Source organism: Pseudomonas sp. Arb-4-2C (genome assembly GCF_055755015.1).
Window position 1 is genome coordinate 369,214 of sequence record NZ_CM146899.1, and the last position, 12,202, is coordinate 381,415.

The 12,202-nt window shown below is 62.4% G+C and carries 12 protein-coding genes; 5 read left to right on the forward strand and 7 right to left on the reverse strand.

Annotated features, from left to right (window positions below; translation table 11 throughout):
* Window positions 1–2 precede the first annotated feature (2 nt).
* On the reverse strand, window positions 3–1,355 hold the full coding sequence (locus tag AC0J41_RS01590) for a 3-oxoacyl-ACP reductase (RefSeq protein WP_473014385.1): 1,353 nt from the start codon (window positions 1,353–1,355) through the stop codon (window positions 3–5).
* 249 nt (window positions 1,356–1,604) lie between these two features.
* Between AC0J41_RS01590 and AC0J41_RS01595 the strand changes: the two genes are divergently transcribed.
* The 3 genes from AC0J41_RS01595 to AC0J41_RS01605 all read left to right on the forward strand — a co-directional run bounded on the left by AC0J41_RS01595 (window position 1,605) and on the right by AC0J41_RS01605 (window position 5,528).
* Window positions 1,605–2,882: an acetyl-CoA C-acetyltransferase gene (locus AC0J41_RS01595; RefSeq protein ID WP_473014386.1), complete on the forward strand. Its 1,278-nt coding sequence runs from the start codon at window positions 1,605–1,607 to the stop codon at window positions 2,880–2,882.
* A gap of 318 nt (window positions 2,883–3,200) precedes the next feature.
* Window positions 3,201–4,097: a PA4780 family RIO1-like protein kinase gene (locus AC0J41_RS01600; protein ID WP_473014387.1), complete on the forward strand. Its 897-nt coding sequence runs from the start codon at window positions 3,201–3,203 to the stop codon at window positions 4,095–4,097.
* 228 nt (window positions 4,098–4,325) lie between these two features.
* Window positions 4,326–5,528 (forward strand): MFS transporter, encoded by a 1,203-nt coding sequence (locus AC0J41_RS01605; protein ID WP_473014388.1) that lies wholly within the window; start codon window positions 4,326–4,328, stop codon window positions 5,526–5,528.
* On the opposite strand, the gene cueR is transcribed toward AC0J41_RS01605, so the two are convergent.
* The 3 genes from cueR to AC0J41_RS01620 all read right to left on the reverse strand — a co-directional run bounded on the left by cueR (window position 5,482) and on the right by AC0J41_RS01620 (window position 8,864).
* Complete coding sequence (cueR, locus tag AC0J41_RS01610; RefSeq protein ID WP_025111722.1) at window positions 5,482–5,895, reverse strand: Cu(I)-responsive transcriptional regulator; 414 nt, start codon at window positions 5,893–5,895, stop codon at window positions 5,482–5,484. The two genes, AC0J41_RS01605 and cueR, sit on opposite strands and share 47 nt — an antisense overlap.
* The gene (locus AC0J41_RS01615) at window positions 5,892–8,285 is read right to left on the reverse strand and encodes a heavy metal translocating P-type ATPase (RefSeq protein ID WP_473014389.1); all 2,394 of its coding nucleotides are present in this window, start codon (window positions 8,283–8,285) and stop codon (window positions 5,892–5,894) included. Before AC0J41_RS01615 ends, cueR begins: the two co-directional genes overlap by 4 nt.
* A gap of 195 nt (window positions 8,286–8,480) precedes the next feature.
* Entirely contained in the window at window positions 8,481–8,864 is a 384-nt protein-coding gene (locus tag AC0J41_RS01620) for a hypothetical protein (RefSeq protein WP_025111720.1), read from the reverse strand.
* A gap of 148 nt (window positions 8,865–9,012) precedes the next feature.
* Between AC0J41_RS01620 and AC0J41_RS01625 the strand changes: the two genes are divergently transcribed.
* Both AC0J41_RS01625 and AC0J41_RS01630 read left to right on the forward strand, forming a co-directional pair.
* Window positions 9,013–9,210, forward strand: a complete 198-nt coding sequence (locus tag AC0J41_RS01625; RefSeq protein WP_025111719.1) for a cation transporter — start codon at window positions 9,013–9,015, stop codon at window positions 9,208–9,210.
* Window positions 9,211–9,300: 90 nt separating this feature from the next.
* The gene (locus tag AC0J41_RS01630; RefSeq protein WP_473014390.1) at window positions 9,301–10,503 is read left to right on the forward strand and encodes a multidrug effflux MFS transporter; all 1,203 of its coding nucleotides are present in this window, start codon (window positions 9,301–9,303) and stop codon (window positions 10,501–10,503) included.
* A 5-nt stretch (window positions 10,504–10,508) separates the two neighbouring features.
* On the opposite strand, the gene AC0J41_RS01635 is transcribed toward AC0J41_RS01630, so the two are convergent.
* The 3 genes from AC0J41_RS01635 to AC0J41_RS01645 all read right to left on the reverse strand — a co-directional run bounded on the left by AC0J41_RS01635 (window position 10,509) and on the right by AC0J41_RS01645 (window position 12,175).
* A complete protein-coding gene (locus tag AC0J41_RS01635; protein WP_007914687.1) occupies window positions 10,509–10,682 on the reverse strand; it encodes a hypothetical protein in 174 nt (57 codons plus the stop codon).
* Window positions 10,683–10,835: 153 nt separating this feature from the next.
* Window positions 10,836–11,849 carry a zinc-binding alcohol dehydrogenase family protein gene (locus tag AC0J41_RS01640; protein ID WP_473014391.1) on the reverse strand — a complete coding sequence of 338 codons (1,014 nt, stop codon included), beginning with the start codon at window positions 11,847–11,849 and terminating at the stop codon, window positions 10,836–10,838.
* Window positions 11,850–11,881: 32 nt separating this feature from the next.
* Window positions 11,882–12,175 (reverse strand): putative quinol monooxygenase, encoded by a 294-nt coding sequence (locus AC0J41_RS01645; protein ID WP_473014392.1) that lies wholly within the window; start codon window positions 12,173–12,175, stop codon window positions 11,882–11,884.
* Window positions 12,176–12,202: the final 27 nt, after the last annotated feature.

A 12,202-nucleotide genomic window follows, 5' to 3' on the forward strand; every position in this document is an offset into this window, starting at 1 on the left:
GCCTACGCCCCCAGAACACTTTGTCCACAGACCCGCAGCGCTTGTCCGGTGAACGCGCCGGTACCCGGTTGTGCCAGCCACGCAACGGCTTCGGCGACGTCTTGCGGCAAGCCGCCCTGGCCCAGCGAACTCATGCGCCGCCCGGCCTCACGCAGACCGAACGGGATGTGCGCGGTCATCTGGGTTTCGATGAAGCCCGGCGCCACGGCGTTGATGCTGATGCCGCGTTCGAGCAGTGTGGGCGCCCACGCCTGGGCCAGGCCGATCAACCCGGCCTTGCTGGCCGCGTAGTTGGTCTGCCCACGGTTGCCGGCAATGCCGCTGATCGAGGCCAGCAGAATCACCCGTGCATTGTCGTGCAGGGTGCCGCTGTCGAGCAGGGCTTTGGTCAGCACTTGCGGGGCATTGAGGTTGACCGCCAGCACCGCGTCCCAGAATTCCGGGGTCATGTTGGCCAGGGTCTTGTCGCGGGTGATCCCGGCGTTGTGCACCAGAATGTCGAGACCGTCCGGCAGGTGTTCGATCAGTTGCGTAGCGGCGTCTTCGGCGCAGATGTCGAGGGTGATCGCGCGGCCACCGAGGCGTGCGGCGAGGGCTTCCAGATCAGTCTTGGCCGGCGGTACGTCGAGCAGGATCACCTCGGCGCCATCACGGGCCAGGGTCTCGGCAATCGATGCGCCGATGCCGCGTGCTGCGCCGGTGACCAGCGCCTTGCGTCCGGCCAATGGACGGGTCCAGTCGGTGACTGGGGTGGCGCACGCGGTCAGGCGAATCACCTGCCCGGAGACAAAGGCACTTTTCGGCGAAAGAAAAAATCGCAGCGGGCCTTCCAGTTGTTCCTCGGCACAGTCACCGACATAGATCAGTTGCAGCGTGCCGCCACTGCGCAGCTCCTTGGCCAGCGAGCGCGAGAAACCTTCGAGCGCCCGTTGCGCACTGGACGCAAAGGGATCGCGCAGGGTTTCCGGGGCGCGCCCGAGAATCACCAGATGCGCGCTGTGTTCGAGATTCTTCATCAGCGGCTGGAAGAATTCGCGCAGTTGTTTGAGCTGGTCGGTGTGCTGCAGGTCGCTGGCGTCGAACACCACGGCCTTGAGTTTCGGGCCGTGGCCCGGAATCCACGCGGTGGCCATCGAGGGTTCGGTGCCATAGCTGTAGATCGCATCGGTCAGGCGGTTGGCGAACGCATTGACCCGTTCGGCCAGCGGCCCGCCGCCGATCAGCAGTGCACCGTCCACCGGCCGCAGGCGCCCGGCCTGCCAGCGTTCCAGCCGCACCGGCGACGGCAGGCCCAAAGCCCCGACCAAACGGTGGCCGATGGATGAGTTGGCGAAGTCGATATAGCGGTCAGACATGGAACGCTCTCCAAAAGTTGGGGTTCAAAGTGTGGACTACCAACGGCAATCAATCGTTCGATCCACGCAATAAGGCCTACGCTAGATCACTGAGGTTTAGCAGGTCTTGCAGATAAATGCGGTTCATGTGGCAGCGAGCCTGCTCGCGAAGGCGGTGCAGCAGGCCCTGAATATGCCGGCCTCTTCGCGAGCAGGCTCGCTCCCACAGGGGATTGTGCAAATTTCGACCATTTGGAAAAGGAGCTTTTCATGAGTCAGCTGCGCCGCGTCGCCATCATCGGTGGTAACCGTATCCCTTTCGCCCGTTCCAACGGGCCGTACGCCACTGCCAGCAATCAGGTGATGCTCACCGCTGCCCTCGAAGGCCTGATCGAACGCTACAACCTGCACGGCCTGCGCATCGGCGAAGTGGTCGCGGGTGCGGTGCTTAAATTGTCACGGGATATGAACCTGACCCGCGAATGCGTGCTCGGCTCACGACTGTCGCCCACCACCCCGGCCTATGACATCCAGCAAGCCTGCGGCACCGGGCTGGAAGCGGCGCTGCTGGTGGCGAACAAGATCGCCCTTGGCCAGATCGATTGCGGCATTGCCGGCGGCGTCGATACCACCTCTGACGCCCCCATCAGCGTCAGCGAAGGCCTGCGCAAAATTCTTCTGCAGGCCAACCGCGCCAAGACCACCGGCGACAAGCTGAAGACCTTTCTGCAACTGCGACCGCGACACCTGATCCCGGAGTTCCCGCGCAACGGCGAGCCGCGCACCGGTCTGTCGATGGGGCAACACTGCGAGCTGATGGCGCAGACCTGGAACATCCCCCGTGAAGAGCAGGATCAACTGGCCCTCGAAAGCCATCACAAACTCGCCGCCTCCTACAGCGAAGGCTGGCACAACGACCTGATGACGCCGTTCCTCGGCCTGACCCGCGACAACAATCTGCGCCCGGACCTGACCCTGGAAAAACTCGCCGCGCTCAAACCGGCCTTCGAAAAAAGCGCTAAAGGCACGCTGACGGCGGGCAACTCCACGCCGCTCACCGACGGTGCTTCGGTGGTGCTGCTGGCGAGTGAGGAATGGGCGAAGGAACGTGGCTTGCCGATCCTTGCGTATCTGCGCGACGGCGAAGCGGCGGCGGTGGACTTCGTCAACGGCGCCGAAGGTCTGCTGATGGCCCCGGTGTACGTGGTGCCGCGTCTGCTGGCGCGCAACGGCCTGACCTTGCAGGACTTCGACTACTACGAAATTCACGAAGCGTTCGCCGCGCAGGTGCTGTGCACGCTCAAGGCCTGGCAAGACCCGGAATACTGCAAGACCCGCCTCGGGCTGGAGGCGCCGCTGGGTTCGATCGACCGCAGCCGGCTGAACGTCAAAGGCAGTTCGCTGGCGGCGGGGCATCCGTTTGCCGCGACCGGCGGACGGATCGTCGCCAACCTGGCGAAACTGCTGGATGCGGCAGGCAAGGGCCGAGGACTGATCTCGATCTGCGCCGCGGGCGGCCAGGGCGTCACCGCGATCATCGAACGCTGAGCATCGTTTGCTGTGGGAGCGGGCTTGCTCGCGAAGGGGCCGTGTCAGTCGCCGTTATTGTGTCTGACACACAGCCTTCGCGAGCAAGCCCGCTCCCACGGGGATTTGTGCCGTGTCAGATTCTGTCGCAAATGCCCTCGACGGCCGATAACTACAAGCACGGTGTGCTCGGCTATGATCGGCAACGGTCGATTATTTCGGCACAGTGTGTGCATCCACAGGGTTCACAGGTCGGCAACCCCTCCCCGTAGCGCGAGGATTGCCGTATAACGAGTGACATTCGCGTGTTTGGTAATAAAGGACCCACAATAAAAGCTGATGAAGACTCCAAAACGCATTGAACCCCTGATCGAAGACGGTCTGGTCAACGAAGTGCTGCGCCCACTCATGAGTGGTAAAGAAGCAGCTGTTTATGTGGTGCGCTGCGGTAACCAGTTACGTTGCGCGAAGGTCTACAAGGAGGCGAACAAACGCAGTTTCCGCCAGGCGGCCGAGTATCAGGAAGGCCGCAAGGTGCGTAACAGCCGGCAGGCCCGGGCGATGGCCAAGGGCTCCAAGTTCGGTCGCAAAGAGACCGAAGATGCCTGGCAGAACGCCGAAGTCGCGGCGCTGTTCCGTCTGGCCGGTGCCGGCGTGCGAGTGCCCAAGCCGTACGATTTTCTCGATGGCGTGCTGCTGATGGAACTGGTGGCCGACGAGTACGGCGATGCCGCGCCGCGTCTGAACGACGTGGTGCTGGAGCCGGATCAGGCCCGTGAGTATCACGCGTTCCTGATCTCGCAGATCGTGCTGATGTTGTGTACCGGTCTGGTGCACGGTGACCTCTCGGAGTTCAACGTGCTGCTGACGCCGACAGGCCCTGTGATCATCGACCTGCCGCAGGCCGTGGATGCGGCGGGCAACAACCACGCGTTCAGCATGCTGGAGCGGGATGTGGGCAACATGGCTTCGTACTTCGGGCGCTTTGCCCCGGAGCTGAAACAGACCCGCTACGCGAAAGAAATGTGGGCGCTGTACGAAGCCGGCACCTTGCACCCCAACAGCGTACTGACCGGCGAATTTGACGATCCGGAAGATCTGGCTGACGTCGGCGGCGTGTTGCGCGAGATCGAGGCGGCGCGTCTGGATGAAGAGCGCAAGCAGGCGATCCGTGCAGCGGATGACGAGCCGAAAGGCAAGTCCGACGAACCGCCTCCGCCACCGTGGATGCAGTAAGCGTTAAAAAAAACCGGCTTCGGCCGGTTTTTTTGTGCCTGCCCCCCATTGCCAGAACCACCGCAGATCCCCTGTGGGAGCGGGCTTGCTCGCGAAGGCTGTGTGTCAGGCAGCAATGATGGCGGCTGACACGGCCCCTTCGCGAGCAAGCCCGCTTCCACAGGTTCTATGGTGTTCTTGAAATGTGTATGGGACTCTTGTCAGCCCTCGCACACTCAAGGATTGAATGTGAACGCCCGCCTGATCATCACCGCCCGCCTGATCTCCGACTTCGGCGCTTTCCTCAACATGGTCGCGCTGGCAACTTACGTCTACCTGCTGAGCAACAGCGCCATGAGCGTCGGGATCTTCCTCGCCAGCCGTGTCGGCGGGGGGATTTTTGCCAGTCTGATCGGCACGCGCTTCTATCGGTGCTGGAGTGGCCGGGTGCCGTTGATCGCCTTCGATCTGTTGCGTGCGGTGCTGCTCGGCGGGCTGTTGATTGTGCCGGTCAGTCAGCAGGCGTTGCTGTTGCCGGTAGTCGCCTTCGGCCTGGGCTTTGGCAACTCGATGTTTGCCATCGGCCTCAACAGCCAGTTGCCGCGGCTGATCGAACCAGCTCAGTTGCTGAAAACCAATGCCTGGATCACCTCGGCGTCATCGGCGGCCATGGTGGGTGGCAGCCTGGTCTCCGGTTTGCTGGTGGCGGCATTCGGCTTCGAAACGGTGTTCGCACTCAACGCACTGACCTATTTGCTGGCCGCGCTGTTGATCGCACCGTTGCGCTTCGCCGTGTCAGCGATCGACGAACAATCGGCCAGCGAACGCAACGAATGGTCAGCCCTCAGGCAAGGCCTGCGCAGTGCCCCGGTGATCGCGGCGATGCTTGCCGTGACCATGGCCGACACCCTGGGCAGCGCTGCGCACAACGTCGGTTTCCCGATCATTTCCAGACTGCTGACACCGGACTCGGCCAGCACCACGCTGGGCCTGATGCTGGCGGTGTGGGCCAGCGGCAAACTGCTCGGCGCGCGGATCGCCAGTCGCCTCGAAGGCTCGGACAACCGCCACCTGGAGCGGCGGTTTTTCTTCGGTGTGGCGTTGATGTCCTGTGGCTTCATCCTGATGTTCCAGCAGCACAGCCTCTATGGTCTGTTGCTGTTTTCCCTGCCTGCCGGGTTGGGCGACGGCTTTTCCGAGGTCGGCCTGATGTCGCGCCTGCAACGCGAACCGGAGCATCTGCGCCTGCCAATCTTCAGCTTCCTGACCTTGCTGCAAATGACCGGGTTCGGCGTCGGCATGCTGATTGCCGCGCCGTTCTATGGCTGGTGGACACCGGGTGCCGTGGTGCTGCTGTTCCACGGCATCCCGCTCAGTACGTTGTTGACGGTGAAAGGGCTGGCGCTCAGGCGCGAGCGGGTTGCGCGCAGCAGCCCGACGCCAGTTCCTTGAGGATCGGGCAATCGGGGCGATGGTCGCCATTACAGTGCTCGACCAAATCCTGCAGGGTGTCGCGCAACTCGCCGAGTTCGCGGATCTTCTGGTTCAACTCGTCGATGTGCTGACGTGCCAGCGCCTTCACATCAGCGCTGGCGCGTTGGCGATCCTGCCAGAGGGTCAGCAGCTTGCCGACTTCTTCCAGAGAAAAGCCCAAGTCCCGCGAGCGCTTGATGAATGCCAGTGTGTGCAGGTCATCATCGCCGTAAACCCGGTAGCCGCTGTCGGTGCGATGGGCGGCCTTGAGCAGGCCGATCGACTCGTAATAGCGGATCATCTTCGCGCTCAGGCCACTGTGCCGGGCCGCTTGGCCGATGTTCATCGGTGCTCCTCCAGATCCTTCGGTTTCCAGGTTTTCAACAGTAGCGCATTGCTCACCACGCTGACGCTCGACAGTGCCATCGCTGCACCGGCCAGCACCGGGTTGAGGAAGCCGAACGCCGCCAACGGAATGCCGATCAGGTTGTAGACGAACGCCCAGAACAGGTTCTGGCGAATCTTCGCGTAGGTCTTGCGGCTGATCTCCAGCGCCGCGGGCACCTGCCGTGGGTCGCCGCGCATCAGGGTGATGCCGGCCGCGTGCATCGCCACGTCGGTGCCGCCGCCCATGGCAATGCCGATGTCCGCTGCGGCCAATGCCGGGGCGTCGTTGATGCCATCGCCGACCATTGCCACCACGCCGGTTTTCTTCAGCTCGGCGACGGTGGCGGCTTTGTCGGCGGGCAGCACTTCGGCGTGTACGTTCTGGATGCCCAAGGCTTGGGCGACGACTTTCGCGCTACCACGGTTGTCGCCCGTCAGCAGATGGCTGTGGATATCTCGGGCGGCCAGTTGCTGCACCGCTTGCAGTGCACCGGTCTTGAGTGTGTCTCCGAACGCGAACAGCCCGAGCACGCGTGGCTCCGGGCTTTGTTCGATCAGCCACGACAAGGTCCGGCCTTCGATTTCCCAGGCCTTGGCAGACTCGGCAAGATTGCCGGCGCTCAGGCCGCTTTCTTCCAGCAACCTCCGGTTGCCCAGCGCCAGGCGCCGACCCTGAAGATTGCCGGCGATACCGCGCCCGGTCAGCGATTGGCTGTCGCTGACATCAGGCACAATCAGGTCGCGCTCGGCGGCTGCGTCCAGCACTGCTTTGGCCAGTGGATGCTCGCTGCCGCGTTGCAGGGCCGCGGCCAGTGTCAGCAGGGTATTTTCATCACCGTCCAGCGCACTGAAATGGGCGATGCGCGGAGTACCGGAAGTCAGCGTACCGGTCTTGTCGAAGACTACGTTGTCGACTTCATGCGCACGTTCCAGCGCCTCGGCATCCTTGATCAGAATTCCGTGACGCGCCGCCACCCCGGTGCCGGCCATGATCGCCGTCGGGGTAGCGAGGCCGAGCGCACAGGGGCACGCGATCACCAGCACGGCGACGGCATTGATCAACGCGGTTTCCATGGGCGCGCCGTACAGCCACCAGCCAATCAGCGTGGCGAGGGCAATCAGCAACACGGTGGGCACGAACACCTGGCTGACTTTATCCACCAGTTTCTGGATCGGTGCTTTCGCCGCCTGAGCGTCTTCCACCAGGCGGATGATCCGCGCCAGCACGCTTTCTGCGCCAAGGGCGGTGGTGCGCACCAACAGACGACCTTCACCGTTGATCGCGCCGCCGGTGACCTTGTCGCCGGGTTGTTTCGGCACCGGCAGGCTTTCGCCGCTGATCAGTGCTTCATCGGCGTGGCTCTGGCCTTCCAGCACTTCACCGTCGACCGGGAAACGTTCGCCGGGTTTGACCAAGACTTGATCGTTCAGGCGCAGAGCGCTGATCGCAACGTCCTGCTCACGGCCGTCGATCACTTGCACCGCCCGTTCCGGGCGCAAGGCTTCCAGAGCGCGGATGGCGCTGGCGGTCTGGCGCTTGGCGCGGCTTTCCAGGTATTTGCCGAGCAGCACCAGGGCGATCACCACCGCCGACGCTTCGAAATACAGATGCGGCATGCGCCCGGCGGCGGTGGCCCATTCGTAGAGGCTCAAGCCATAACCGGCGCTGGTGCCGAGGGCCACCAGCAAGTCCATATTGCCGGCCCCGGCGCGCACGGCTTTCCACGCGGCCACATAAAACCGTGCACCGAAAATGAATTGCACCGGCGTGGCGAGGGCAAATTGCGCCCAGGCCGGGAGCATCCAGTGAATGCCGAACGGTTGCAGCAACATCGGCAACACCAGCGGCAATGCCAGAGCGATCGCGCAGATCAGCGCCCAGCGCTCATGTTGCAGGCGCTGTTGCTGGTTATCGGTTTGTGGGTGTTCTGCCTGCCAGACGCTGGCCGAGTAACCAGCCTTGCTCACGGCGTCGAGCAACGCTTGTGGATCGACCTGACCGAGCAGCTCGAGGTGCGCGCGTTCGTTGGCGAGGTTGACGCTGACGTTCTTCACCCCGGGGACTTTGTTCAGGGCGCGTTCGACACGCCCGGCGCATGACGCGCAGGTCATGCCTTCAATGTTCAGTTCGATCGTTTGCTGCGGCACGCTGTAACCGGCGCGTTCCACTGCCTCCATCAACGCCGGCAAGCTGTCGCCGGGGGCCTGGACGCGAGCCTGTTCGGTGGCGAGATTGACGCTGACGGCACTGGCGCCGCTGACTTTGCTCAACGCCCGCTCGACACGCCCGGCGCAACTGGCGCAGGTCATGCCAGCGATCGGCAGATCGAAAGTAATGGAATCGGACATCGGTCGTACTCCCTGTAGTAGATGCCTACAAGGATCAACCTTGCCATGCGGGCAAGGTCAAGCGCCAATCTTTGACTCATTACAAAACCAATGTGGGCGCGGGCTTGCTCGCGAAAGTGGTGTGTCAGTCACTATCATCGCTGAATGACACACCACTTTCGCGAGCAGGCTCGCTCCCACAATTTGTGGTTGTGCTTAGTATTCGAGGGCGGCAGGTCGCAGGTACAAACCTTTGGCAGACGTTGCGATCCGGTACTTCACCACGTCCCCGGCCTTGAGCGTGATCTCCTGAGCCGGCGGCGCCAGCATGCCTGGTTTGCAACCGGGCACCTGGCTCGGCTCAAGTTTCAGGCGGATGGAGAACGTGCCATGTTGCAGGTTGAACGAGGTGGACTGTTCCTGCAGCAGGCGCCCGGCAAACTGATCCTGGATGTACACGCCGATCTCGCAGGAGGTCGGCACTTCGAGGCGCTCGCGCGAGATGATCAGAACGGCGTAGTCCTCGCCGGTCGCGTTGGCCTGGGGCAGGGCGGCGAACAGGCTGAGCAAGCCAAACAGGCTGAAAGCTGACCAGCGCATGGCTGAATCTCCTGAATTTGAGTCATTGATGCACGCAGCTTGGCTGAGCGCGACGCCGAATGCCAGCCCGGCAGTTTTTTGCAGAACTTGACCTTGCCATGGTGGCAAGCTCGACACTGCCGGCAACCTCACTCAAAGGAGTCAATCCATGCAAGTGTTCAACGTTCAAGGCATGTCCTGCGGTCATTGTGTCAAGGCCATCACCAACGCCGTGCAAGCGAAGGATCCGGCGGCCAGCGTGCGCGTCGATCTGGCGGCCAAAGAGGTTGGTGTCGAAAGTGCGCTGAGTGCCGAGCAGGTCATTGAGGTCATCAGCGAAGAAGGCTACGCCGTCAAACTCGCCTGATGTTTTTATAGTTAGCGAGCTATCGGAATGTTCAAGGCGTCCGGGCGCGGCTAGACTGTCGGGCTGCCGACTTGCCAACCTGGATGCCTGATGAACTTCCGTACCATTCTGATTCTCGGTGCCTTGACCGCCTTCGGGCCCTTGGCGATCGACTTCTATCTACCTGCATTTCCTTCCATGGCGCTGGCGTTCGGCACCGATGAGAAGCACGTGCAGATGACGCTGGCAGCCTATTTCGCCGGGTTGTCGATTGGCCAACTGGCTTATGGTCCGGTGGCGGATCGCTTTGGCCGGCGCATTCCGTTGCTCACCGGTCTGGCGTTGTTCACGCTGGCGTCGCTGGCCTGTGCGTATGCGCCTAATCTGGAATGGCTGATCGGTGCGCGCTTTGTCCAGGCGTTGGGCGGCTGTGCGGGGATGGTGATTTCGCGGGCGGTGGTCAGCGACAAGTGCGACGCGGTGGGGTCGGCGAAAGTCTTTTCGCAGTTGATGCTGGTGATGGGCCTGGCACCGATTCTGGCACCAATGCTCGGCGGCTTGCTGGTCAACACCACGGGCTGGCAATCGATCTTCCTCGTCCTCACCGGGTTCAGCGCCCTGGCTGGACTGGCGGTGGCGCTCGGCCTGCCGGAAAGCATGCCGGCACATATGCCGCGTCAGTCGTTGTCCGGTGCACTGCGCCAGTACGGCCGCCTGCTGCAGGATCGGGTCTATCTCGGTCATGCCCTGACCGGTGGTATCGCCATTGCCGGGATGTTCGCTTACATCGCCGGCTCACCGTTCATCTTCATCAAGCTGTACGGCGTGCCGGCCGAGCATTTCGGCTGGTTGTTCGGCACTAACGCGGCGGGGTTCATTCTGGTGGCGCAGGTCAATGCGCGACTGCTGGCCAAGCGTGGCCCGGCATTTCTGCTGTCGAGGGCGGTCTGGGTTTACCTGTGTGCCGGGCTGGCGCTGCTTGCGGTGAGTGTCCTGCACACCGAAGCCTTGTGGCCGCTGCTGATTCCGTTGTTTATCTGTGTCTCCAGCCTTGGCTGCATCAGCCCCAACGCAGCCGCCTGTGCAATGAATGGTCAGGGCGCTCGCGCCGGCAGTGCATCGGCGTTGCTCGGCTGCATGCAGTTCAGCGTCGCCGCCGGTGCTTCGGCACTGGTGGGTGTATTGCACGACGGCACCGCCGTGCCGATGGCCATGGTCATCAGCCTGTGCGGTTTATTGGTCGTGAGCGTCGCGATGCTCACCCGCCGCCTGCAGAATGCCCGGGCATTGGCGCAAGCCCAGGCCGAGGCGTAAAAGGCTCAGCCAGCCGCGCGTTGCTGGCTGCGGTCGGGAATCTGATGGGGCGCGCAGAGTCGCGCTTCGAGGGTGCGGGTGAAGGCCAAGGCTTCGGCTTCACTGCGAAATGTCACGGCGTGCTGGTCCAGACGAACCTGCCATTGAGACTTTGCCACTTCTTTTATCAGGATCTTCATTGCTGACCTCCCTTGTGTAAAAGATGCATCGCAGAGGTTTCGATTGTAGACCTGAATACGATCGCATTTGTGACAACGGTCAAGCATCTGACTGACGGCAAAAACCAGCGCCAGCCCTTATGGGAGCTGACGCTGGTCATGACCTTCAGATTCTCAGAAACTTTCTAAAACAATTTTGCCCTTGGCTTTGCCACTTTCCAGCAGCTCATGTGCACGACGCAGGTTCGCTGCATTGATCGTGCCGAAATGCTCGCCCACCGTGGTCTTCAGTGTCCCCGCATCAATCAGTTCGGCCACGCGGTTGAGCAGTTTGTGCTGCTCGATCATGTCCGGGGTTTCGAACAGCGAGCGGGTATACATGAACTCCCAGTGCAGCGACAGGCTCTTGCGCTTGAGCTTGGTCACGTCCAGCGACTTCGGGTCATCGATCAGTGCCAGTTTGCCTTGCGGTGCCAGGGCCTCGACCAGTTGATCGAGGTGATGATCGGTCTGGGTCAGGCTGGCGACGTGGGTCACGTGGTCGATCCCGGCGCGCTTGAGTTCTTCGCTCAGCGGTTGGCTATGATCGATCACCCGATCGGCGCCCAGCTCAGTCACCCAGTCGCGAGTCTGCGTGCGGGAAGCGGTGCCGATCACCTTCAGGCCGGTCAACTGCCTGGCCAGTTGAGTCAGGATCGAACCCACCCCACCGGCAGCGCCGACGATCAGCAGGCTCTGTCCCTCATCTGTTTTACCTTCGCGAACCTGCAGGCGTTCGAACAGCAGTTCCCAGGCAGTGATGGCGGTCAACGGCAGGGCCGCGGCTTCGGCGAAACCGAGGGACTTGGGCATGTGGCCGACAATCCGCTCATCGACCACGTGCAGCTCGCTGTTACCGCCGGCGCGGGCGATGGAGCCGGCGTAGAACACTTTATCGCCGGCCTTGAACAGGCTCACTTCGCTGCCGACCGCCTTGACCACACCCGCGACGTCCCAGCCGAGGACTTTCGCCGCGCCGTTTTCCGGCGCCACGTTCTGTCGCACCTTGGTGTCGACCGGGTTGACCGAAATGGCTTTGACTTCCACCAGCAGGTCGCGCGGGCCGGCGACCGGTTCTGGCAGCTCGATGTCCTGCAGGGATTTTTCGTCGCTGATCGGCAGGGAAGCGTAATAGGCGATGGCTTTCATGATTGGCTCCGTGACAGTAATAGAAGAACGGCTCAGGCGATGGCGCCCAGGCGTTTCAATTGGAAGTGTTCGATGCAATGCCCCGCAGTCGCCTGGAAGTTCAGGAAATGCGCGCTGGCGTTGTGCGCCAGCAGGATTTCCTCGCCGGCCCAGTGTTCGATCACATAAAAGGTCAGTGGATCGGCCAGGTCGCGGTGCAGGTCGTATTGGCCGCAGCCTGGTTCGGCGCGGCTGGGTGCAACCAGCTCGCGCAGGGCGTTTTCGAGGGTGTCCTGCTGGCCAGGTTTGGCGATCAGGGTAGCGATGGCGGTGAATGGCTGGGACATGCTCGGCTCCAAAGCAGCGGGATGAAT